Raw genomic sequence first — 24,324 nt, forward strand, 5'->3', positions numbered from 1 at the left:
TTATGGCAAAAGACGAAACCGGTTTTGCCGAAATTGAAGAATATAATAAAAAATTAAACAATAATCCTGAATCACTGGTATTCGTACCGCTGGCCGAGGCATATCGAAAAAGCGGACTGTTGGATGAAGCGATTGAGACCTGCCTGAAAGGATTACAGCTGCATCCCTCCTATATGAGTGCCCGGATGGTTTTGGGTCGTGCATATATGGAAAAAAAGCTCTATGGGGAAGCTGAAACCGAATTCCGCAAAGTTGCCTCTGCAGATGTGAACAATATTATGGCGCATTCGCTACTTGGACAGAATTATATGAAGCAGTTCAAATATGCTGATGCGATTAAGGAATATCAGAAAGTATTGACGCTAAACCCCGATGATATGACTGCCCAGCAGATGCTCAATAAGGCACTGGAGTTGGCACGTCAAAACAATTCGGGAAAAGGATCATCAGCAGTATCCAAGCAGGAAAAGCCTTCTGAAGAGAAAGACACGCGGAAAAATCTTTCCCGCGCAGAGGAGCTTAGCAAACAGGGCGACATTGAAAACGCCATTAAGCTTTATCAGCTTATTTTAGAAGCAGATCCGGAAAATTTGGTTGTACGTCAGCGATTGAAAGATCTTGAACTTAGGAAGGCCAAGGTCGACACGAAACGAAAGGCGCCGGAACGACCTAAAACCGAGGGCGGCACCGTCGGCAGTCGCGATAATGACAAGATTACGTCTGATGATATCTTGTCAGTGATGAAAGACACGGTACCTCAGCCGCCGCCGAAACCTGTGATGGAAGCGAAGCCGGCGGCTGAAGTCAAGCCGGCAGTTGAAGCTAAACCGGCACCGAAAATGCCGGTTGCATCCGTGGCAGCAAAAGGTGCTCCGGCGGGTGGCGCTGAAAATATTGAGAATATTCCGGCATTGATGAAGTTAAAGCAGACTGAGGGTATTTTAGGCATTATGCTTATGGATATTCACGGAAAAGTTTTGTCCAGAACGCTTAAAATTAAGGCTAATACACCGGAGTTGACCAATACGGTCTCGTTGATATTCAGCAAGACTGAAAAATCAGTTCAGGCAATGGATTATGGCAAGCAAGTAAATCAGATTTTAATTACCGGCGAGACCGGACAGATTATTTTTAGCAAGATTGGCGCTAAAATTTTGGTTGTGCTGGCAAATGATAATATTAATTTAGGCAAGATGCGTTTGGTCATGAGTGAAGTTGTCAAGGCGCTTCGTTAACAACACCAAATGCCCGATGCGGGAGTGAAGATGGATTTTAAAACAATACTCAATGACTTGCTCGGCAATGTGGACGGTGCCATTGGTGCAGGGTTGGTCGGAACAGACGGCATTGTTATTGAACAGGTTTCGCTAAAAGGGTCATTTAATATTAGCGATGTCGGCGCCGAATATGCCACGATTGTTAAAAATGCAAAAAAGGCCTCGGAAAGTTTTGGGTTGGGAAAAACCAGTGAGATTTTGATTAGTACTGAAAAAGCCATGATGATTATGAATACACTAAGCTCGGCATATTTTGTGGCCATCGCGCTGGAGTTGGATGGGAATTTGGGCAGGGGGCGGTTGGAAGTGAAAAAAGCGCTCCCCAAATTAGAAAAAGAGTTGACCTAATCCATGATGGTTTTTTATGCTGTCAGTCATCAGCAATAGCCACGTTTAACCCCGGCGGGTTAAAGGTGGCTTTTTTGTTTGTGGAGGTAATTTGCGAAAAGCCAATAGGCAATATTCAACCAGACGTAATTATGTATTGAAAGTGCCGGGCACGGGTCGTGTCTGGTGGGGGATTATGCTCTCCTTTTCTTTTGTTTTGATTTCATTGCTGCTGCTTATGGGAGAAAAGAGTTTTTTAAAAGTTATTACCTTGTATCGTGAGCGTATTTTGCTGGCCAGCCAGATTGAGGATATTGAAACCAACAACAAAAAACTAACCCAGCAGATTGAGGATTTGAAAAAAGGGCCGAATGCCGTTGAACGTATTGCCCGCGAGGAACTCGGGATGGTCCGTCAAGATGAAATTGTTTACCGGTTTGTTTCTCCGGCTTTTTATCAGAAGAAGCGGCATTCCGAATAATGGTTTTTTAGGGCGGCGAATATAGGGTTGACGATGTTTTCATTGCATGGTATATCCCTTGGAGGCTGAGTAATTAGTTGCTCAGAAATTGAAAAAACCGGACTAAATGCTTAAGCACTGGGTAATGGTTGGACAGTAATTGTATGGAGTGAATTTTTATGACGTGGGAACCGGTTTGCGAGCAGGATAAAAAAATTATCCGGCAACAAATAAATCGTCATCCGAGAAATTTACACGGGATTGCACGCCGCTGTATATATCAATGCCCTCAGGTAAGTGTCAATTATCCGCTTCCCAAGGCCAATGAGGATGTGGCTTTTTTCCCAACGGTTTTTTGGCTGACGTGTCCGGAAGCGGTGCGCCAGATCAGCCGAATTGAAGACCGGGGATTTATTCAAGTTATACAGGAGAAAATCACCGGCAGCCGTGAACTGAGTTATGGCATGCAGGATTCTCATAAGGAATATATTTATATTCGTCGCACACTTCTTAATTCAAGCATGCTTATCCGGCTCCGCAAGTCGGAAACCGAGCTTGTCCGTGCGGTGGAGCAGGTCGGGATTGGCGGGGTGTCTGATTTGCAGGGGGTTAAATGCCTGCATATGCACTATGCGCATTATCTTGCCACGCGGAATAATCCGATTGGTGAGTTGATCGATAAAATGATTGCATTGTCCGCTTCTAAATGGAAATGCAATACTTGTTTCCAGTCGAATGGTTCTGCCGGGGTGGCGGAATTGGCAGACGCAGCGGACTTAAAATCCGCTGAGCCGAAAGGTTCGTGCCGGTTCGAGCCCGGCCCCCGGCACCACGTTTTACAACAGGCGACACGGTGTAATTAGTCTTTTGTTGAACATGCCTTCCTCAATTATTTTGTTTTTCTCCGCATTGTTTTTTGACGTAGATTATTCCCCGGCATAAAAATCCACAGGCTTACCCGGCACTCGGCATTCGCCGGGCAAGTGCGCCTGGCAAGTCCACCGGGCAGGCTGCCCATTGTGTTCGTGCCGGCACGATAATAAAATTACTTTTCAGTGCAATATTTTTTGTATTTTTTCGTTATATCAGTGGAGGATGAAATGGAAAAATTTGATTTCGCTGCGTTTGTAAAAACGGAGCGTCAAAAATTGATTCATTATGCTCGTGCGCGAATAAACGAAACCGCAGAAATGGATGCGGAAGATATTGTGCATGATGTGCTGGTCTCCATCATGGATAAAGCGGATATTTCAATGCCATTGGAAAATTTGGCGGCTTATATTTACCGTAGTGTAAAAAATCGGATGATTGATTTGTTTCGAACAAAAAAAACTATGCAGCCGTTTGATGGATATGCAGAAAATCAGATGAAATTCATTGATATATTACAGACCCACAGACCGAATGCGCTGCAGCAATTGCAAACCAAAGAAGGGCAACAAGAATTATTCAGGGCATTGGAATCATTAAGTGAAATGGAGAGAAAGGTGGTGGTGGCACATGAATTGGATGGTTTGTCATTCAAAAGTATGGCAGCACGATGGGGCGTGCCGCAAAACACATTGCTTTCTTATAAAGCGCGCGGCATTAAAAAATTAAAGCATTATTTTTTAACACTGGGAGGATGAAAAAATGATACAAAAACATCAATGGGAAACAGATGGCGGTATTCATATCGGCAGGGCAGTGATTGCGGTTTTAGGCGGCATTGCATTGGCTGTTATTATAGGACTGGTTGTCGGTATTTTGGTTAAATTTTTGTGGAATACGGTGATGGTCTCAACATTTGGATTGCCGGTGATTGGTTACTGGCAGGCAGTCGGATTATTTATTCTGGGTAAAATATTGTTTGGTATTAGGCCGCACGACAAAGGTGATGGACATCGCGATGGAATACATCGTAAAATTCATCGCTGGATAGGTGTGAATAAAGAGAAAGTTGATGATGGCGAAGCGTTTAAAAAGTATTGGAGGGAAGAAGGCGAGCAGGCGTATCAGCGGTTTTTAGAGGAACAGGAACAAGATAATTTGAATAAGTGACATCGTATTGTTTGTGATACACTTGCATGGATTAATAGCTTTTTAGAATAGGTGGAGGAAAATAGCATGAGACGAAAAGCACTATTTTATACAGTAGCGCTATGCCTGCTACCAGGCATCTCTGCTGCGGCTCAGGTAAATGAAGATGAGGTTCTTCGGGAAGTAATAAAAAACAATCGGGATATTGGTCAGGCCGTAGCGGATGTTCGGATTGCCAAAGCAACCGTTGAGCAAACATACGCCATGTTTGATCTTAAACTGGACGGCACAATAAGTTACACTGAGATGCTCAACGATGTATCCGCAAGTGCATCCAGTCCTGAAGAAGCCAAAGTTTTTTCTTATGGACTTTCTTTATCGGAAAAGCTAATGACTGCGGGTATTTTAAGTTTGGATTTCAGCAAGTCGCAGACAGATAATACATATGCTGCTCAAACAGGAACAGGTTATCCATCCGGGATTAACCCGATGCACCAACCATCCATTTCGCTCATGTATACGCAACCGTTGATGAAAGGATTTTTGGGTCGGCCTGATTTGGCTGCGATTAAAATTGGAGAACTTAGCATTGTTTTGGCAGAAAAAAAATTAATTCACAGGGTGTTGCAACAGGTGGATAGTCTGCAAAATGTTTTTATTAACATTGCATTGTCGCAGGAGGTTTTAAAAATACAGCAGAGTTCTTTGGCATCGAATGAACGCTATTACCAACAGGCCAGACGCATGAAAAAGATTGGTTTGCGCGAAGAAAAAGATTTGCTGCAAACCAAAGCCGCGATGCTCAGTGCCAAGGCGCAGATTGTCCCTGCGCAGAATAATATTTTATCCGCCCAGGATACGTTTTTTAGTTTGGCAGGTCAGGATGCTCCCGAAAAAGTGTCCTGGCTGGTATTTGACGTTCATGCGCAAACAGAGGAATTAAAAGCATTGGACACACAATCGCTTCTGTTAGAAGAAGCTGAACAAATGTTGATTACACAACAACCCGCAGTTCATATGGCAAAGGTGTCGGTTGAAATGGCGGAAATAAGTCGAAAAATATCAGAGAATTCATCCTGGCCGGAATTGAATGTTTTTGGCAAGTACGGGATGACCGGTACAGAAGAGGATGCAGGGGCCAGTTTTTCTGAATTACTCCGGAATGATTATAACGATGTTTTGGTGGGAATGAATTTCACACTCTATTTACCCAATCGGGATAATTCGGGTGAATTGGAAAACAGGATCAGTGAATTGTCCAAAGCAAAAGATTCATATGAAGCACTGCGGTTAAGTACACGCATGCAAATTAGGGTTGCGCATCGTTCACTTTTGGCAGCCCGGGAGGATTTGCAGTTAAAGCAAGAGATCCGCCAAGCCTATGCGGGAAACTTGACCATCCATAACCGGTATTTCAATCAGGGTCGGATTTCCGCTCGCGAGTTGTTACTCGCGGAGAGTGACTTACATCGGGCCAAACTTGGCGAAGTTCAGTCGTTTTATGAATTGGCGCGGGCAATCAATGACTGGAAAAGAATCAAAGGTGATTATCATTCGCTGGGTCAGGAATTTATAAAGGAGTAGCGTCATGGGATTGATTCGATATTTTGTAGGTAAGCGCATTTTTGTTAATTTGGTTGTCTTGTTTGTAATGGTTGCCGGTATTTATACATTTGCCACTTCAGCCAAAGAAGTTTTTCCGCAAATTAAACTTGGCTATATTGTTGTCTCGGTGGTCTATCCGCAGGCGAGTTCCGGCGAAATTGAAAAATTGCTTACCATTCCGATAGAAAATGCCATTGAGGATGTGCGTGATATCAAGGAAATAACTTCGTGGTCAAGCGAAGGCTTGGCTATGATTGGTGTTGAATTGGAACCGGATGTTGCAGATGTGAAATCCATTATGGATGATATTGAATCAGAAGTGAATAAGATTCAGGATTTGCCGGAGGATGCGCAAGATCCGGAAATTTTAGAAATTTCAACTGATTTTTTTCCACTCATTAATCTTTCTGTATCCGGCGGAAAGGATTATACCCAGCTCCGTGAGGTTGCCACGCGTTTAGAAGAACGGCTGGAGGATGTCAAAGGCGTGGGCGAGATTGTTAAGACGGGATACTATGACCGGGCGATCTGGATTGATGTGGACAAGCACAAACTCTCCGAGTATGGGTTGACACTGTATAATTTTATCAATGTGCTGCGTGACCGGGATATTTCCATGCCGGCGGGGAATAAGGTGTTTGGAAATAAGGAATATGCGGTGCGCCTTACGCTGCCGCTTGAAACTGCGGAAGATGCCGGCAATGTTATCATCCGGTCCAATGACTGGGGGAAAAATGTCCGCGTCCACGATGTGGCGACTGTGACGGATGGCTTCCAGGATGAGGAGATGTATGTGCGCGCGCAAGGGGAGCGTGCGATTTTGATGGAGATTAAAAAACAGAAAAAACACGATACGATAAAAATGGTTAAGAACCTCCGGAAAACGGTGGAGAAAATAAAAGCCGAATTGCCGGCCGGAGTGGAAATTTCTTTTTCTAATGATATGTCAATTTATTTAAAGAATCGTTTGGATGTTTTGTATTCGAACGGTTTTTTTGGCGCACTGCTGGTTTTAATTATGCTGATGCTGCTTCTTAGACCGTCGGTAGCTGTTTGGACAGCAGTCGGCATGCCGGTGGCATTTGCCATAGCAATTGTGGTGGCCCTGCGTTTGGGTATTGATATGAATATGATGTCCATCATGGGATACATCATGGTACTGGGTATGGTGGTGGATGACGCCATCGTGGTGGGGGAAAATGTCCATCGACATATGGAAATGGGTGAGCCGCCTTTTGAGGCGGCAGTCAAAGGTGCCCAGGAAATGTTCCTGCCGGTGATGGCCTCGGTGGCCACAACCATTGCGGCTTTTTCACCCCTTATGCTGGTTGGCGGCATGATGGGGGAGTTTTTATCCTCGATTCCCAAAGTTATTATTATTGCCCTGGCAGCCTCGCTGTTTGAGTGCTTTTTTATCCTGCCTTCGCATCTGGCGGACTTTGTCAAACCTAAGAAACATATGGTGATGGAGGCAAAGCGGGGGCATTGGTTTGATGCGCTGCGCGAATTATACGGAAAAATGTTGAACTGGGTATTGCATCGCCGGATCCTGTTTGCGGTTATGATTATACTGCTTATGATCGGGGTCACGATGCTGGAAGTTAGAAATGGTTTTGTGTTCACAGATGCGCAAATGCAGGAAATCAGTGTTGATCTAAAATTGAATAAAAACTATTCAGTGGATGACACTGAAAAAGTTATTATCAGGATGGAAAAACAGATCTTGGGAATGCTCTCGAAAAAAGATCTGGATGTTGTCAACAGCTATATTGGGATGGCGAATGATCGCCATGGGCCGCCGCGTTTTGCACCCAATTTGGCGCAGATAACAATCTTGCTGCATATTGAGGACAAACGCGAGACCAAGGATGCCAACCAGATTGTGAATGCTTTGCGCGAACGCATCGGAAAACCCAAGGGTGTGCGTGATATCCAGATTGAGGCTGTCAAAGGCGGGCCGCCCACTGGATCGGCCATTGATGTTAAAGTAATCGGCGGATCGTATGAGCAACTTCTGGAAGTTTCAAATGATTTAATTGTTCAGGCTAAAAAGATTGAAATGCCGGTCAAAGGAAAGCTCAAACCAGGGGAACCCGGAACATTTTATCCGGTGACGGATATTAAAACCGATTTTGAAGAGGGTAAAAGTGAGATCCGGTTGGTGGTGGATGAAGCCAAAGCCAGTCTGGCAGGGGTGAGCCTGTCACAGGCAGGTACCCTGCTGCGTGCGGCGATTGCCGGGATTGAGTTGAAAACACTCAAGAAACTCGGCGAAGATGTGGCTGTTATGGTGCGAGTCAACGAGCAATCCATTTCCACATTGGATGAACTGCTGGATTTGCGTGTTCCCAACAACAGGGGAAACCGGATTTTAATGCGGGAGATCGTCACCGTGGAGCGGGGTACTGCGTATTCCACCCTGGTGCATAAGAATGGTCGGCGGACAATTTCGGTAATCGGTTCTGTGGATCAGATAAAGACCAATGTCAATGCCGTAAACCAGAAGATAAGCGAGCTGTTGGAGACGTTGAAAAAGAAATATACGACGACAGCGTTTGAGATTGGTGGGGAGCAAAAAGAAATGATGGAAGGTTTCATGGACTTGGCCCGCGCATTCCTGATCGCGATTTTTTTGATTTTTATTATTCTGGCAACCCTGTTTAATTCTGTGATCCAGCCGTTGATCATCATGCTGGCCATTCCATTTGGTTTTATCGGTGTCATGCTGACCCTCTTGCTCCACGGGATGCCGATCTCCTTTATGGCGTTCATGGGTTTTATCGGATTATCCGGTGTGGTGGTGAATGATTCTTTGATTCTGGTATCTTTTGTCAACAACCTGATCAAGGACGGCAAGCCCGTGGAGGAGGCGGTGATTGAGGGCGCCAAGACCAGATTGCGGCCGGTAATTTTGACCACCGTGACCACCGCAGTTGGTCTTTTTCCGCTGGCCTACGGATGGTTCGGCGGGGAAGAGCCCTTTATTCGTCCCATGGCGATTGTCTTTTCCTGGGGTTTGGTGTTTGCCACGATTGTCACCTTGTTTATTATTCCCTGTTTTTGGGTTATTGTGAAAAATATGCGTGTTGTTATGATGAGGATTGTGAAAAAGGATAAGACGATTCCGATTTTTTTCTCGAAAAAGGAATGGTTGTTGAAAAAACATGAGGCAGCCCGGAGTGCAATTTCGGAAAAAGAAAAATTGGGCACAGCGACAAAGAAAAAAGTTGTATCCAGAAAAAGAAAAAAAACATAGTACGCTTTCAGAAAAAATCGTCTTCGCAGAGATCCAATATGCTCCGGGCTTAAGCATAGACCAAAATTACCGGTCATAGCAGCTTTATGACTCGATTGCCCGGAATGAATCAGACTTGCTTTTTTTTATGAAAAGACAGAAAATACCTGCGGTTTTAATTCAGCAAATTCTTTGGCAGTTGCCGCTGTTCAACCTAATAAAACTTGAAAGGAAATTACCATGTCATCACTCACACAATCGCCAATCTGGAAAAAATTAATCGATCAGTATGAAAAAACCAAATCAATCCAGATGCGGGATCAGTTCAAGACTGACGCAAATCGCTTTGCCGACTATTCCATTCAGTATCAAGATATGGTGTTTGATTATTCTAAAAACCGAATTGACGATCAGACCCTGGCGCTGCTGATTGAGCTGGCACAGCAGGCCGGCGTACCGGATAAAATTCAGGCCATGTTTTCCGGGGAGGCGATCAACCGCACAGAGGGGCGGGCGGTGTTGCATACAGCATTGCGCAACCGGTCCAATCGTCCGGTGCAAGTGGCGGGTGGGGATGTAATGCCCAGGGTCAATGCCGTGCTTGCGCAGATGCGCAGGTTTACCGAGGAGGTAAGGGAAGGAGAGTGGAAAGGGTATACCGGCAAAGCAATTACCGATGTCGTGAATATCGGTATTGGTGGTTCGGATCTGGGTCCGCAGATGGTGGTTTCAGCTTTGACACCTTATATCAAACCCGGACTAAACTTTCATTTTGTTTCCAATGTAGACGGTACGCATATTGCTGAAACACTGAAGCAGGTTTCGCCCGAAACCACGCTTTTTTTAATTGCCTCTAAAACCTTCACCACCCTGGAAACCATGGCCAACGCCAATTCAGCGCGGGAATGGTTTTTGAAAAATGCCGAAGACGAGAAAGCGATTGCCAAGCATTTTGCCGCCATGTCCACCAACAGTCAAGCGGTCTCTCAATTCGGGATTGATATCAAAAATATGTTTGAGTTCTGGGATTGGGTTGGAGGGCGGTACTCGCTCTGGTCAGCCATCGGTATTTCCATCGCTATTGCCATTGGCATGGATGGGTTTGAAGCGTTGCTGCAAGGCGCGCATGATATGGATGAGCATTTTTGCACGGCCCCGTTGGATAAGAATATCCCGGTGATAATGGCGGTTTTAGGGATATGGTATAACAATTTTTATCATGCCCAAAGTCATGCCATTTTACCCTATAATCAATATATGAATCGTTTTCCTGCCTATTTTCAGCAGGGTGATATGGAAAGTAACGGCAAGAGTGTCACCATAAACGGTGACTGGGTTGATTATTCGACCGGGCCGATTATTTGGGGGGAACCGGGTACCAATGGCCAACATGCATTTTATCAATTGATTCATCAGGGTACTAAGTTGATTCCCTGCGATTTTTTAGCCTCGGCCCAGCCCCGGAATCCTCTCGGCGAGCACCATGTTTTTTTACTTGCGAATTTTATTGCCCAGACAGAGGCGCTCATGCAGGGGAAATCAGAGGCAGAGGTGCGCCGGGAATTGGAAACCCAGGGGATATCCGGTGAGACGTTGGATAGATTGGCGCGTGCCAAGACATTTAAAGGAAATATCCCATCAAATACTTTTTTCTTTAAGAAACTTGATCCGCAAACCCTGGGGGCCTTAATAGCCATGTACGAGCATAAGATATTTACTCAAGGTATTATTTGGGAAATCAACTCCTATGATCAAATGGGGGTGGAATTGGGCAAGGTGTTGGCAAAGGCGATTATTCCGGAATTAAAAAGTGCCGAAACGATTGTCAACCACGACAGCTCAACCAATGGACTTATTGATTTTTATAAAAAAATGAAATAATTTTTTAGAGGCAATAATACTGACCGTGTGGCGTTGTTTTTGAAGCCTTAAGGACATTAAAAATGAGGTGTTGTAAAAACATATAGACGTATAAAGGGTTTTTGGGAAAAAGGCGTGAATTTGTTTTTCGGTATTTCATGTGCTATACTTACAGTAACAGAACAAAGCCAAGGTGGTGATGGAAATGTTACCCATGCCGAATACAGAAAAAAATTATCTCGTGCTTTTAAACAAAGCTTCCTTGGACCTGGTTCGCGCGGTTGAACGCGAAAAATTACGTCGTGCATTTATCAAGGCCGTAACCAAACAGACGCGCCGCTGGGAGAAAATTTTAGGATTTCTCAAGAACAGGTGGCCCAAACGCCAAGCTGCTTTTTATAGAAATTAATCAATAACATTTTATATTTGGTTTTAAGAGCGCTTTTTCTGAAAATCGCAGCCTGTTTTAAGGGGCGATAAGGTAAAAGCGCTTTTTTTTGTAGATAGCCATCCCGGACCAGATGCCCTAGCGAGCACGTATTTTTAATCCATGCGCCGCCAGCGCTCCGGTGGACCAGGCAGCCTGGAGATCATACCCGCCGCTATCACCATCAATGTCCAGCACCTCGCCGGCAAAAAAGAGCCCTTTGACCAGGCGTGATGCCATGGTCTTGGGATTGACTTCATCCAGGCAGATACCGCCGCAGGTTACCATGGCTGTAGAAAAATCCCCGAGGTTTTTAATCTTAAGCGGAAATGCAGATAAGTATCGGAAAAGTTCATTTTGTTTTATCCGGCTTAATTGTGCGAGTAAAAGATCAGGATTGATTTTGGCAAGGAGGAGCATTTTATTGCCCAGGGCCTGCGTGGGGGCATATTGGCTGAACCACTGCCGAATTTTCAGACTACCTTTTTGTTGAATTTCTGCAAGCCACTCCGGTTTATACACTTCAGGATTTTTTGTTCCCAGGAAAGAGAGACAGACAGTGTCCCCTGAGCGTGCATAGCGGGAAAGGTTATGGACGACCGGACCAGACAGTCCCTGGTGGGTTATCACCATATCGCCGGTAAGGGATTTGGTTTTTTTGCCGGCATGCCAAAGCGAGAGCGGCAGATCCTGAAAGGAGGTTCCGGCCAGATCGGCCAAAGGGTGGTTTCGAAGGATAAAAGACGTTAGTCCCGGTTTGGGAGGAACAACATGATGTCCAAAGGATTGCGCCAGGGCATAACCATCGCCGGTTGACCCGGTTGCAGGATAGGATTGCCCGCCTGTGGTAATTACAATTTGGTCTGCATGATAGCTTTTGGTTGGTGTGGAAATAGAAAATTTATTTGAGGTATGCCGGTGAAGATGTTTCACGTTTTGGTTAAAGTGGATTGTAATGTTGCTCATTTTGCACTGTTGTATCAGGATATTTAAAATATCCCGGGCTTTACGGGATTGGGGAAAAACCTTGCCGTTTTTTTCCACCACGTCAGGTAAAATGCCATTATGTTTAAAGAAATGAATAATTGCTTGATTGCTAAAATGGTAAAGTGCGGGTTTTAAAAATCGGCCGTGATCACCGTAAGCCGAGAGAAAATCAGTCAGCGGCCGATTATTGGTGAAGTTGCATTGTCCCGACCCGCTAAGCAATAGTTTTTGACCTGGGGAGGACTGCTTTTCTAAAATGAGAATACGTGTTGTATTTGTGGCTGCCTGCAGGGCGGTAAACAATCCGGCGGGTCCGGCACCGATAATAATTATGTCATAAAGGGGCATAGGTATCCTCGTACTGTGTTTTGACAACATTACTGTTCAAATTAAGCAAGCATTCTGTTTCCCGAGTGCATGGAGAGCTTACTTTTAAAGAAAACTGATACTGTAACCACACGTCAGAGCCGGATTTGACGATAAGGTTCCATGCTGTTTTAATTAAACTTGAGATGCGTCCTGCATCCGCCTAAAAATAAGCCATCCATGCGATCCAACGAGTTGCTGTTTTTCTTAATTTGGACAGTGGTGTTTAATACTATACGCGAAAAGTGATTTGTGTTTGATAAAAATTCATAGGTTATACCCTGGTTTGTGGTTTTTTATATTTTTCTCCTTTTACAATCAGATCAGTATGCTATAATTCGACCGTTTTTAAATTATTGTATGTTTTGGAGGGGAAAACTATGACAACAAAACTGGTTATGCTGCGGCACGGTCAAAGTACCTGGAATTTGGAGAATAAATTTACCGGATGGACCGATGTGGATCTTTCCGAGCAGGGCTTACAGGAGGCGCATGCTGCGGGGAAATTACTGCAAGCAGAAGGATTTACCTTTGATGTGGCCTATACCTCGGTTTTGAAGCGTGCCATTCGGACACTCTGGATTACCCAGGATGAGATGGACCTGATGTGGGTCCCGGTAATCCGTACCTGGCGACTTAATGAAAGGCATTACGGCGCTTTGCAGGGGTTAAATAAAGCAGAGACCGCTGAAAAATTTGGTGATGAGCAGGTAAAAATTTGGCGGCGTAGTTATGATATTCCACCGGAGGTTTTGGACGAATCAGACACAAGACATCCGAAGTATGATTCGCGCTATGCCAATCTCTCGTCCGATGAATTGCCGGCAACCGAAGATTTGAAAACCACATTGGAAAGAGTACTGCCTTATTGGGAGGAGACCATATTTCCCGAGATTAAGGCAGGGAAAAAAGTGCTGATCGCCGCACACGGTAATTCATTACGCGCATTGGTGAAACATCTGGATGGCGTGAGTGACGAAGAAATTGTGAAATTGAACATACCCACCGGTGTGCCGCTGGTCTATGAATTGGATGATCAATTTAAGGTGATTAAGCACTATTATCTGGGTGATCCAGAGGCAATTGCGCAGGCCCAGGCAGCGGTAGCGGCCCAGGGATCGGCTAAGAAATAAATTATTGCAGGCGTTGACATTCGAAGAGTGATATGTTAAAGTCCTGCCTCATCTTGGGAAAATATTGATCGCGGGGTGGAGCAATGGTAGCTCGTTGGGCTCATAACCCAAAGGTTGCTGGTTCAAATCCAGCCCCCGCAACCACAATAAGAAAAGCCCCACACCAACAAGGTGTGGGGCTTTTCTGTTTTTAGCGTTTGCCCGGCGGACTTTTGGCAGTTCCACAGGGGACCAAAACCTCGATGGTCTCGTCAATCTCGTTACGGTTCATGTAATTTTGTAAAAATTTAATAATGGTCGGATTGATTTCCTGTCCTTCGGGAACGAGAAAAACACCTTTGTAGGTTTTAATGTTCGACGCAATAATCATCCCCGGAGTGATCTCATAAATATCAAGTGTTTGTCTGGACAGGGTTTTTATCTCTAGTTGGAGTGACTTGAGCGTCGCCACCAACAGTGGATCGTAAAGCTTGCGCTGTTCCGTCAGGTGTAAAATAATTTGGGATGCCGGCTGGGCCTTGCGGATGATGAAATGGTCAAAGGTGATTGCGATGTTCAATAGTTGCGACCCCAGCTCGACGGGATCCCGCTGGTCCAATGCTTTGTCCTGGAATTTTTCAAATGGCTCCCGCTGCTGGAAAATCATACGAGCAGTATTTTCCAAGCGAGGAATATTGATCAAAAGATCACGGGTGATGAGCGGGACGGTATCGAGCATGCTTGATTCATCCGTGCTTAAGGGGTCCCCTTGATTATATTTTTGGAGAATTTCCAGCGGCAGGGTTACGGCCCCGATCTGGGAGAGCATGGCTGCCAACTCGTATTGCCAGGCATTGGGAATAGCTGCCTGATGGGCCATGTGTGCAATGATTTTTTTAATCCGCTCAGCCCGGCTCACGGCGGCATGGTTTGCCAGGGAGAGCATATCTGTGAGCAATTTAATACTCCCGTTTAATGTTTTTTCCAGTAATTCCCGTTCAGCCGTAATCAAATGGTATTGTTTAAGTGCGTCATCAAGCGTCGAACTCAGTAGCGTCATTTCGCAGGGCTTGGTTAAAAAGCGGAAAATACTCCCCTCGTTAATTGCGGCAATGGCATCGGTCATGTCGGATTGGCCGGTAAGCAAAATTCTCACGCTATCCGGGAAGTGCTGTTTCACCTGTGCCAAAAACTGGGCACCGTTCATCTCCGGCATGCGCATGTCTGAGACAATGACAGCATAAGGTCCTTGCGTTTCAAGGCAGACGAGCCCTTGCTTACCACTTTCTGCTGTATCCACTGAATAGTGTTTATGTAAGGTTCGACGAAAACCGGATAGGATATTGGGATCATCATCTACAAAAAGTATTTTTGAGTTCATAGGGCATCATCCTCTTTGGGCAGTTCCGAGCACTTTTTTTCCCAGGTGGAAAGCTGTTGCGTTAACCCCAACTGGGCGAGGTAATCCATGTTAATTTGATCGGCATTTTCATACACCAGGGGTTCTTGACGGCGGACGAAAATATCCGCTGCGTGGACACAGACCAAAGGGGAGACAAGCGCGCTGTTACTGAGCAGGGGTTGATGATGAAAGGCGACTGACTCGATAATGGCGCCGGGAAGTCCCCAGAGTCCCAACAGATAGGCGCCGACCTCGGCATGGGTGGCGCCGAAGATAGCGTACTCACTTTGAATAAATTCATGACCACCGTCTTGAACGTTTTTTAGTGCGTTTTCAAAATCATCCGGTAAGTTGGCCATCAGGATCAGCTTGCCAATATCATGCAGCAGTCCTGCCATATAGGTTTCTTCCTGGAAATTTTTTTCTCGACTCAGGAGTTTGGCGATTTCCTTGGCACAATGTCCGGTCTGTAAATTGTGCCGCCATAGTGCATCGAGGTTGAAACGGCTGCAATCGCGCTGGTTTAAGGATGAAAAAATATGGATCGATAAAACCAGGGATTTTATTTTATCCAGTCCTAGAATCATAATTGCCCGGGTCGGATCAGTGATGTTTTTGTAAAAACCGAAAAAGGCGGAGTTTACCAATTGGAGTAATTTGGCAGTCATACTAATATCTTTGCTGATGATTTTTCCGATTTTTTCAATGGAAGGCTCCGGGGAATGTAATTCCTTGAGTACGTCGTTGTACAACGTTGGCAGACTGGGCAGTGACTGGAGTTTGGAAGTGAGCTTGCGCAGATTGTCACTGGTAAGCATATCGCGCAACGAAAGCGCACGGTCGATGGTAGTTTTGAGTGTCTCGGCATCACACGGTTTGGCAAGGTACTGGTGTGCCGGACCTACCGAACGAAAAATACTTTCCTGATCTGATTGCCCGGAAAGTACAATCCGCACAACGTGGGGAAAGCGTTGCATGACATGGGTTAAAAGTTGTGCGCCGTCCATACCGGGCATGCGCATATCCGACACAATAACATCAAAAGTATGTCTTTCCAAAAGGGTGAGCGCAGCCTCGCCACTCTGTGCGGTTTCAATATCCCATTCATTGCGCAACGGTCGCAACATGCGGCGCAAGCCTTGTAGGATATTGGGCTCATCATCAACAAATAAAAGTTGTTTTTTATCCAACGGAATCGTGCTCCTTTGGCTGCTCCAGGGGTAGTTGGATCAAAAAAGTTGTGCCAACGCCTTCTTCAACAACAAAAATCAGCGCACCATGGTGCTTATCCTTGATGACTGCACGGGCGATGGCCAAACCCTGGCCGGTGCCCTTTCCGACTTCTTTGGTTGTGAAAAAGGGATCAAAAATACGTCCCTGAATGTTTTTGGGAATACCGCCGCCGGTATCACTGATCCGGATTTCAGCCCAGGGTTTATTAAGACAGGTGGTCACTTTAATTTTACCCTTGATTTCAGGATGGCTGCCGGCCTGTGATTCAATGGCATGGGCTGCATTGACAATAATATTTAAAATAACCTGATTTATTTCACCTGGCAGGCAGGGAACCATAGGCATGTCAGGGTCCAGATCCATCTTAGTCTCGGCAACATATTTCCACTCATTTCTGGAAACAGTCACTGTATTTTGGATGCCAAGATTGATATCCGACGCTGTTAGAGTACGATTGCCATCCGGATGGGCAAATCCTTTCATGGCTTTGACAATGGTGGCAACTCTTTCCACCCCTTCCAAGGATTGTAGGACTGCTTGGGGAACCTCTTCAAGAAGATAATTGAAATCAAGGTTTTGGACAGCCTGCGCCAGCGCGTCCGAGTCATTGTCGCCCATGGCTGGTGGGTATTTTTGATAGGTTGCCAGAAATTTTTCCAGCAAATCAAAAACATCGCCAAAGGAGTCTTGTAAAAACCGGATATTATCACCCACGTATTGTGTGGGGGTATTGATTTCATGGGCAATCCCGGCAGCCAATTGACCGATGGATTCCATTTTTTGCGAGTGCAACAATTGGGTTTCCAGGGATTTTTGCCCGGTCCGGTCGATACCGATCAGTAAGAATTCTGAAAATTGGTGAAGGGTACCTTGCAGGGGAGTAATCAGCAGATCCAGAAAACCTTCAGTTTTGTCCGGCCGCGTAAAGCGAATGTTCTCAAATTTGAGCGACTTGGAGCGGTGTAGCAAATTGGGGATATTCCGGAGGGTGTGAGACCATTCCCAGGGAATCGTGCAGTCCGGGAAATGGGTGCCCATGACTTCGGTGGCGGGGATGGCAAACAACTGTTGGGCGGTATGGTTCCATAGCGTAATGGTATTATTTTTATTGACCGCAATGACGACAGAGGGAATGGAGTTAATTAGATAGTCCATACGGGTGTATTCGGTTTGGAAAGTCTGCTCTGCCTGTTTACGGTGAATCACGTTGATGATCATTTGTTCGGCTGTACAGAAAAAGGCTTCTGCCGCCGAATTAAAATTTTGCCGCCGACAGGTCGTTAAGATAATGATTCCCCTGAGATGTTTTTTAGAATCCTGGAGCGGACAAATCCAGACCGATTGGTCTCCTTGTGTCTGGATCACGTCAAGTATGTTTTGGGACTGGCAGGCAAAAACCGGCAGAGAGAGAAAATCGGTGTGCCGGGCTGTGAAGTCGGCAAGTGCCAGGGTGTGTAGTTGTTTTTGTTGTTCTTCAGACAATTCTTTGGAGGCGTTTAAGTGCAGCCGGGTTTGCTCCGGATCGGTGATGAAAATTGCGCTATTTATGATTTTTTCCATCCAAGGAAGTGACAGGAATTGAGCGGCGGCACTGTTTAAAAATTCTTCCAGGGAGGTTTTTTCCAGAGAAAGGCTGATCAGTTCATACAGTGAAGCCTGGATATCCATGCTTTTTTGAAGATTGTCCTGGTTTTTTATCTGAGAACTGATATCACGAATATTGGATTGAATAAATTTTTTATCGCAGGTAAGGAAAGGGATTAATTGAATTTCGGCGGGAAAAGCTTCCCCGTTTTTACGGCAATGCATCCAGATAAAGCGTCTATATCCCCGGGCAAAGGCGTCTTGGGTACGCTGTTGGGCAAGGTCTTCAGAGCTGCGTCCGTTCGGTTGCAGGGGCGGGGAATAATTGAGAATGGAAAACGCCATCATTTCTTCTTTGCCGGAAAGGCGGAACATCTTTACTGCTGCCGCATTGCAGTCAACAATCTTGGTTTCGTCAAGCAGCAATACGGCATCGGACGAGCTGTCAAAGATACGGAGGTATTTTTCTTTTTCCTGATGTAATTGTTCTCGGTTTTTTAGCATCGAGAGGACACTTCCCAGGTGGGTGCAAGTGAGTTCAAGCATGGACCGTAAATTTTTCGGCAGTGAGGTATAATGCTGCGAGGCAATAAAAAAGATACCGAGGGTTTTATTTTCATGGCGGATCGGAAGGATACCCACACCCAAAAAACCCGTCCGCTCCCAATCCTGGTCATTTTCACGAGATGCTTTAAAATTGATGTAATATGGTTTATCCTGAAGTTTTGGTGTACTCGCACACAAACGCTCGAAAAACCGGAATGCGGTATCATTCGAAGCGAGGGGAAATTCCCGGCTGGTGAAACACACGGATTTTTTGGGAGGAGTTGCCAAAAGCGCAATGGCGCAATCATCAATTTCTTTAGTTTGGTCCTGTAAAATCCGGAAAACCTGCGGGAGTCCCTTTTTTAGGGAAGGCATGTTATTGACGCTGTAGGCCAAATCTCTCTGGAGTTCAAGCAATCGCTTGGTCGTGACCTGCTCAGTAATATCCTTTCCAAAGGCGAAGACACCGCAGACCGCCCCGTCGTGGTCGCGGAGTATTTTATTGTGCCATTCAATTATTTTTTCTTGTCCGGAGCGGAGTAAAATGGGGTTCACCATGATATGCTGCGTCTGGTTTTCTAAAATTGTCTGGAAAACCGATCGGATCGTGGATCGACCGGCTGGGGGTAAAAAGAGCGGAAACCATTCTTTGCCTTTTACTTCATCAAGCTTATATCCGGAAAGCTGTGCTAAAAATTCATTGAAAAAAACAATCCGGGCATCTTTGTCCAGGATGAGGACAATCGCCTGGGAGGTTTCCAGAATGACTTTGACCAGATCATATTCTTTGAGCAGGGCAAGATCCGCTTCAGGAGCACTGAAGATAGCGCTGAGTTCGTGTATCTGTTGGTTGTCCGGTTTTTCAACTGGAAGTGTGGGGTGCTTAGTATTCATATCGCCCTCGGGAAAATAGTTGCATGATACCGGTAAATTTAGTATCGACATAGTTAAAAGGCGTATAAGGACAGAGTAAACATTTTTTTAAAAGATTGGCTGTGAATGCCGGGTGACGGATGAAATGGAAAATTGAATAAAGGGAGCCAGCGGGTGAAAAAAGATGAGAACTACAAGCGTTTATGCAGCCAGTCAGGGATCAGGGTAAGAAACCAACCGAGTAAACGCCATCTTCGGGTAATATAAACTGTACTCTTTTTTCTTTGAATGGCCTGGAAAATTTGGCAACAGGCTTTATTGACCGGGGCAACCCAAAAATGCCGGCTGCTGCCGCCGCGGATCAAAGGCGTGTCAACCCAACCGGCCAGTACATCCGTCACCGTGATCGCCATTTTCGCGCGAAAGGCCTTCTGGCGGAGTCCTTGAAGATAGTTGGATGCATAGGCTTTGGAAGCGGCATACGCGAGGTTTTCTCCGCGGCCGCGCAGAGCGGAGATTGAGGAAATACCGACGAGGTGACCGCTTTTTTGGGTGGTGAAGAATTCAAAGCCGGAGCGGGCCAATGCCGTGAACCCGTTAATGTTGGTCTGAATAATTTCTTCTTCCTGTTGGGGTGAGGCGCCGCGTCGTGAAATACCGGCACTGATGATAAGCAGGTCCATGCCTCCCATGGCAGTAATCAAATTTTGGAGCTGATCACGCGCGGTTGCGGTTTGCATAACATCCATCGGTTGAATAAAAATCTGGGTTTTGAGCGATTGGCGGAGCTGTTCGAGTTTTTCCCGGCGGCGACCGGCAAGGCCGAGTACCCACTGATGGTCAGCCAGAATCCGGGCAAGCGCTTCGCCGATGCCGGAGGTTGCACCGATAATAACCGCTTTTTGTGGTTTGCTTATTTTAGACATAACACCCTTGTAAGAAAAAAATATTCCTGTATACTCCCGGTTTTTTAACGACCACCGGATGGATTCAACATAGCATGCGCGTACAGGAAAAAGCAAGCCACCGGATTAAATAAATATGATTTTTTAGCTTATTTTGCTATTATTTTCGCTATATAAACAAAATCCACGGTTTTTGTCTTTAAAGTGAAGACTGTTTGCTGGAGACACCGGATGGAACAAAAAGAGGAACAACTGGAAGTTATTGATGTGGAAGGGAATGTTCTTGGTTTGGCAACGCGCCGGGAATGCCACCGCGATCCCACACTCATGCATCGTGTGGTGCATGTTTTGGTGTTTGATCGTGCAGGTCACCTCTATTTACAAAAGCGCGGGCCGCATAAAGATATTCAACCCGGGAAGTGGGATACTTCCGTGGGCGGGCATTTATGCCCGGGCGAGCAGGAGGCAGAGGGTGCACGCAGAGAATTGCAGGAAGAGCTGGGTATTTCCGGTGCAGTCCTCAAAGAATTATATCACTATATTATGTGGAGTGATGTGGAGACTGAATTGGTCACCACGTTTCACGTAATATGGGACGGGCCTATTCGGATAGAAACAGCGGAAATAACCGAAGGTCGTTTTTGGGAAGTCGGGGAAATAGAAGAGCATTTGGGAACAAACTGTTTTACCCCTAATTTTGAAGATGAGTACCGGCGCTGGAAAAAAATTCGTCCTCCCCAAAAGGAATGATCCAATGATAACAAACAGGCAGGGTGATACGTGAAAGAGCTATTGAAACCCATTCAAACCGTTGTACAAAAAATGGGGGATTATATTATTTTTACGTTTCAGGCGGTGATCTCGGTTTTTCGGCGGCCACCGCATTTTCGTGACGTGCTGGAGCAACTTGATGCCCTGGGTGTCCAGTCACTGTTGATTATGATCCCTACCGGGCTTTTCATCGGGATGGCGATCACAATGCTTTTAGAGGCGGAGATGGCGGTCTATGGTGCCAAGGTATATATCGGGCGCATGCTGGGAGTGGCAACAGTACGTGAGTTGGGACCTGTGATTACCGGGCTCATGTTGTCCGGTCGCATCGGTGCCAGGGTTGCCTCGGAACTCGGTTCCATGCGCGTCACTCAGCAGATTGATTCTATTGAGGGACTGGGTCAGGACCCCATGCAAAAATTAGTCACCCCCCGGTTACTGGCTTTATTGGTGGCAGTACCTGCATTGACCATGGTGGCTAATTTGATTGCCATGCTGGGTGGGTTTTTAGTTTCGACCGTTTCACCGGGAACGTTTTGGTTTGAGGCGCGCAAGGCGTTTGTGATGCGGCACCTTGCCGGCGGTTTTACCAAGCCGATTGTTTTCGGTTTTATTATTGCTACGATCGCTTGTTATATGGGTCTGCGGGCCAGTCAGGGTGTTCGGGGCGTGGGTCAGGCGTCCGCCAATGCCGTGGTGGCCAGTTCTTTGCTTATTTTTTTGATGAACTATTTTATTGGTTTTATTGTGCTTTCCATCTTTGGCGTATAAAAATCCACTGGCTTACCCGGCACCCGGCATTCGCCCCCGCATACGCGGGGCAAGCTGGGCAAGTACGCCGGACAAGTTACGCCCCCGCATTCGCGGGGCAAGCCGGGCAGGCTGCCCATCGTGTTCGCGTTGGCACGATAAGTAATTTTAAAAAAGGGAATGGTTCTTAGCAATGGTTGCATTACAAGCAGTGGATTTTTCGATTGGCGGCAAACAGATTTTAAAGGACATCAATCTCACGGTAGGCGAGCGGGAGACGTTGGCCGTTTTAGGGGCTTCCGGATCCGGGAAAAGTACGATTTTGCGCGTAATTCTCGGTCTGGCAGTTCCGGATAGCGGAAAGGTTCTGATTGACGGCCAGGATATCAATCAGGTGAGCTATCTGGAGTTGGTGGATATTCGGAAAAAATTTGGTATGGTTTTTCAGGAAGGTGCCTTGTTTGATTCGCTGACCGTGGGGGAAAATGTGGGTTATTATTATATGGAACATGAAAAAATGACCCATGCCCAGGTGGGGCCGCGTGTTCAGGAAATGCTCGACACGGTCGGACTGAGTCATACCATTAATATGCTGCCGGAAGAATTATCCGGCGGGATGCGCCGCAGGGTTGCTATTGCGCGCGCATTAATTTATCGACCTGAACTTATTTTATATGATGAGCCCACCACCGGACTCGATCCTGTGGCGCGCGAGAGTATTTTAAATCTGATTAATCAGCTAAAACATGATCACAATGTTGCCAGTGTGATTGTGACGCATAACATGGAAGATGCCGCCAAGGCTGCGGATAATTTTGTTGTGATTCGTGCCGGTGAACTGGTATGGAAAGGCAGCCGGCGTCAGTTTCTTTCGAGGCAGAAAAAAATGATTGTAGACTATTTTGGAGATCCCGGAAAAAAATATGAGAGCGAGGAATTTGTAAGGTGAAAAGTAGTCGTAATTATCCGGCCATGCAATTGAAGGTGGGGACCCTGGTCACTATTGCGTTGGGGATTGCCCTGTTGGCAATGATTTTTCCCACCAAAGGTGTCAATCCGTTCTCACCCAAATTTAAACTGGTGACCTATTATCCGGCGGTTGCCGGGTTGCGCGCCTCCTCGCCGGTCTGGTTTTCCGGTGTCGAAGTCGGCTCGGTAACACATGTGGATTTTGTCAAAGACAGCGATCCGCCGCAGCTTAAAGTCGAGATGGAGGTTGAGAAAAAAGTCCAGTCCTATATTAAGACCGACTCAACCGCAAGGATTAAAGGAATGGGCATGCTGGGTGACATGTATATAGATTTGACCCAGGGAAGTCAAGCTGCGCTGCCGGTACGTGACGGCGGTGTGATTGCCGGGGTTGAACCCAAGGAATTCAAGGATGACTTGGATGCAATGATGGTTTCGGCCAAAGGGTTGTTGGTCAATCTCGAGCAGATCACCCGGGATATTCGGGAGGGTAAGGGTAGTCTGGGGCAATTGGCCCAGGACCCGGGATTGTATGATGGTTTGAAAGAGGCGGTTCGGGAGTTACGGCAATTTGCCCGGACCCTCAATGATGGGGACGGTACTGCCGGAAAACTTATGCAAGACCCGGAATTGTATGATGAGCTGGTCGCAGCAGTCCGCGATATCCGGGTTATTGTGGCTGACCTCAAGGATGCTGAACAGAAAGTTCTTTCGCCTGAGACCAAGGAAAAACTCGACGAGACCGTGGCGACCGCTTCGAGGGTGATCAAACGGGTGGGTGATTATCAGGAAAAAATGGATAAGATTCGTTTTGATCTGAGTTTTGGTTTGAATAAGTATGAAGCTGCGATTGCTTCCGGCCAGGCCCAGTTGCGTATTTGGCCCAATGAGGACCGTTACTATGTGGTGGGGATTCAAAAAATTACCGGGCTGTATGGTCTGGAGACGGAGCAAACCACCATGGAAGGGCAGCTGGCCTGGCGGATTGCTGAAACACCCCTGTTTGTCCGCGGCGGGTTGATTCGGGATGAATATTTTGTGGCGGGTTTGGATATGCGGATGTTTGAGGATGATTTCTCCATCATGCTTGATGCCTACCGGATTGAATATGATCCGATACAGCTGGATGTGAGATTGGGCGTGGTGTTTCTTGATTTGATTGAGTTGACCGCCGGGGTGGAAGATGTTTTGCGATCACCGTTTTATAAAGCCGGTCTGACCATCCACTACCGTGATGATGATTTGCTGACCATATTGATGAAAACGATGTTTTAAAATAGATAAGCAGTGTGTATCACCGTGTCATGATTTAATTCAGACGAAAACGCCAATGACGGAGAATTTACCGGGAATGCCGTGAGGCGGAAAGTATCTGTTTAATCAGTAAAAGCGTTTCGTCTGAATTAAATCATGACACGGTGATACCATACTACTATATTGAAGATTAAAGCAAGAAAGTAAAGTTTATAACTAGTTATAAACTTTATTATAACTAGTTATAAATACCATATATTGATTAAAAGTGTAATGAATACAGTATATAGTGTTTATAAAAGATAAGTTTTATGTTTACAAACCTAATTATAACTAGTTATAATAGTTTTTAGAACTAGTTA

Annotated in this window: 19 protein-coding genes, 2 tRNA genes and 1 pseudogene; 17 read left to right on the top strand and 5 right to left on the bottom strand. The window is 46.0% G+C overall.

Annotation, left to right across the window (positions count from 1 at the left end):
* The first annotated feature begins 2 nt into the window (after positions 1 to 2).
* From K8S19_06855 to K8S19_06905, 11 genes and pseudogenes are all read left to right on the top strand, one after another.
* Complete coding sequence (locus K8S19_06855; protein MCD4813395.1) at positions 3 to 1,235, top strand: tetratricopeptide repeat protein; 1,233 nt, start codon at positions 3 to 5, stop codon at positions 1,233 to 1,235.
* A 30-nt stretch (positions 1,236 to 1,265) separates the two neighbouring features.
* Entirely contained in the window at positions 1,266 to 1,625 is a 360-nt protein-coding gene (locus K8S19_06860; GenBank protein ID MCD4813396.1) for a roadblock/LC7 domain-containing protein, read from the top strand.
* 91 nt (positions 1,626 to 1,716) lie between these two features.
* Positions 1,717 to 2,085: a septum formation initiator family protein gene (locus K8S19_06865; GenBank protein ID MCD4813397.1), complete on the top strand. Its 369-nt coding sequence runs from the start codon at positions 1,717 to 1,719 to the stop codon at positions 2,083 to 2,085.
* Positions 2,086 to 2,243: 158 nt separating this feature from the next.
* Positions 2,244 to 2,744: pseudogene (locus tag K8S19_06870) on the top strand (DUF501 domain-containing protein).
* Positions 2,745 to 2,807: 63 nt separating this feature from the next.
* Positions 2,808 to 2,896: transfer RNA gene (locus K8S19_06875), tRNA-Leu, on the top strand.
* Between the two features lie 268 nt (positions 2,897 to 3,164).
* Positions 3,165 to 3,692: a sigma-70 family RNA polymerase sigma factor gene (locus K8S19_06880; GenBank protein MCD4813398.1), complete on the top strand. Its 528-nt coding sequence runs from the start codon at positions 3,165 to 3,167 to the stop codon at positions 3,690 to 3,692.
* A 4-nt stretch (positions 3,693 to 3,696) separates the two neighbouring features.
* Positions 3,697 to 4,104 carry a hypothetical protein gene (locus K8S19_06885; protein ID MCD4813399.1) on the top strand — a complete coding sequence of 136 codons (408 nt, stop codon included), beginning with the start codon at positions 3,697 to 3,699 and terminating at the stop codon, positions 4,102 to 4,104.
* Between the two features lie 66 nt (positions 4,105 to 4,170).
* On the top strand, positions 4,171 to 5,667 hold the full coding sequence (locus tag K8S19_06890) for a TolC family protein (protein MCD4813400.1): 1,497 nt from the start codon (positions 4,171 to 4,173) through the stop codon (positions 5,665 to 5,667).
* A gap of 4 nt (positions 5,668 to 5,671) precedes the next feature.
* A complete protein-coding gene (locus K8S19_06895; protein MCD4813401.1) occupies positions 5,672 to 8,944 on the top strand; it encodes an efflux RND transporter permease subunit in 3,273 nt (1,090 codons plus the stop codon).
* 219 nt (positions 8,945 to 9,163) lie between these two features.
* Positions 9,164 to 10,804: a glucose-6-phosphate isomerase gene (gene pgi / locus K8S19_06900; protein MCD4813402.1), complete on the top strand. Its 1,641-nt coding sequence runs from the start codon at positions 9,164 to 9,166 to the stop codon at positions 10,802 to 10,804.
* Positions 10,805 to 10,988: 184 nt separating this feature from the next.
* Entirely contained in the window at positions 10,989 to 11,192 is a 204-nt protein-coding gene (locus K8S19_06905; GenBank protein ID MCD4813403.1) for a hypothetical protein, read from the top strand.
* 117 nt (positions 11,193 to 11,309) lie between these two features.
* Here the strand turns inward: K8S19_06905 and K8S19_06910 are convergent, their stop codons facing one another.
* Positions 11,310 to 12,545 carry an NAD(P)/FAD-dependent oxidoreductase gene (locus tag K8S19_06910; GenBank protein MCD4813404.1) on the bottom strand — a complete coding sequence of 412 codons (1,236 nt, stop codon included), beginning with the start codon at positions 12,543 to 12,545 and terminating at the stop codon, positions 11,310 to 11,312.
* A 398-nt stretch (positions 12,546 to 12,943) separates the two neighbouring features.
* On the opposite strand from K8S19_06910, the gene gpmA reads away from it, so the two are divergent.
* Both gpmA and K8S19_06920 read left to right on the top strand, forming a co-directional pair.
* Entirely contained in the window at positions 12,944 to 13,696 is a 753-nt protein-coding gene (gene gpmA, locus K8S19_06915) for a 2,3-diphosphoglycerate-dependent phosphoglycerate mutase (protein MCD4813405.1), read from the top strand.
* Positions 13,697 to 13,765: 69 nt separating this feature from the next.
* Positions 13,766 to 13,840: transfer RNA gene (locus K8S19_06920), tRNA-Met, on the top strand.
* Positions 13,841 to 13,886: 46 nt separating this feature from the next.
* Here the strand turns inward: K8S19_06920 and K8S19_06925 are convergent.
* From K8S19_06925 to K8S19_06940, 4 genes are all read right to left on the bottom strand, one after another.
* Complete coding sequence (locus tag K8S19_06925) at positions 13,887 to 15,056, bottom strand: response regulator (GenBank protein ID MCD4813406.1); 1,170 nt, start codon at positions 15,054 to 15,056, stop codon at positions 13,887 to 13,889.
* Positions 15,053 to 16,267 (bottom strand): HDOD domain-containing protein, encoded by a 1,215-nt coding sequence (locus tag K8S19_06930; protein MCD4813407.1) that lies wholly within the window; start codon positions 16,265 to 16,267, stop codon positions 15,053 to 15,055. The genes K8S19_06925 and K8S19_06930 overlap by 4 nt, the downstream gene beginning before the upstream one ends.
* Entirely contained in the window at positions 16,260 to 19,334 is a 3,075-nt protein-coding gene (locus tag K8S19_06935) for a PAS domain S-box protein (protein ID MCD4813408.1), read from the bottom strand. The genes K8S19_06930 and K8S19_06935 overlap by 8 nt, the downstream gene beginning before the upstream one ends.
* 170 nt (positions 19,335 to 19,504) lie before the next feature.
* Positions 19,505 to 20,239 (bottom strand): SDR family NAD(P)-dependent oxidoreductase, encoded by a 735-nt coding sequence (locus K8S19_06940; GenBank protein MCD4813409.1) that lies wholly within the window; start codon positions 20,237 to 20,239, stop codon positions 19,505 to 19,507.
* Positions 20,240 to 20,449: 210 nt separating this feature from the next.
* On the opposite strand from K8S19_06940, the gene K8S19_06945 reads away from it, so the two are divergent.
* The 4 genes from K8S19_06945 (at position 20,450) to K8S19_06960 (ending at position 23,983) form a co-directional block, all read left to right on the top strand.
* On the top strand, positions 20,450 to 20,968 hold the full coding sequence (locus K8S19_06945; GenBank protein MCD4813410.1) for an NUDIX domain-containing protein: 519 nt from the start codon (positions 20,450 to 20,452) through the stop codon (positions 20,966 to 20,968).
* Positions 20,969 to 20,998: 30 nt separating this feature from the next.
* The gene (locus K8S19_06950; GenBank protein ID MCD4813411.1) at positions 20,999 to 21,760 is read left to right on the top strand and encodes an ABC transporter permease; all 762 of its coding nucleotides are present in this window, start codon (positions 20,999 to 21,001) and stop codon (positions 21,758 to 21,760) included.
* A 172-nt stretch (positions 21,761 to 21,932) separates the two neighbouring features.
* A complete protein-coding gene (locus tag K8S19_06955) occupies positions 21,933 to 22,688 on the top strand; it encodes an ATP-binding cassette domain-containing protein (GenBank protein ID MCD4813412.1) in 756 nt (251 codons plus the stop codon).
* A complete protein-coding gene (locus tag K8S19_06960) occupies positions 22,685 to 23,983 on the top strand; it encodes an MlaD family protein (GenBank protein ID MCD4813413.1) in 1,299 nt (432 codons plus the stop codon). Before K8S19_06955 ends, K8S19_06960 begins: the two co-directional genes overlap by 4 nt.
* The last annotated feature ends 341 nt before the right edge of the window (positions 23,984 to 24,324 follow it).

The organism is bacterium (assembly GCA_021108215.1).
Lineage (GTDB): Bacteria > Oederibacteriota > JAAXVQ01 > JAAXVQ01 > JAUVAV01 > JAIORK01.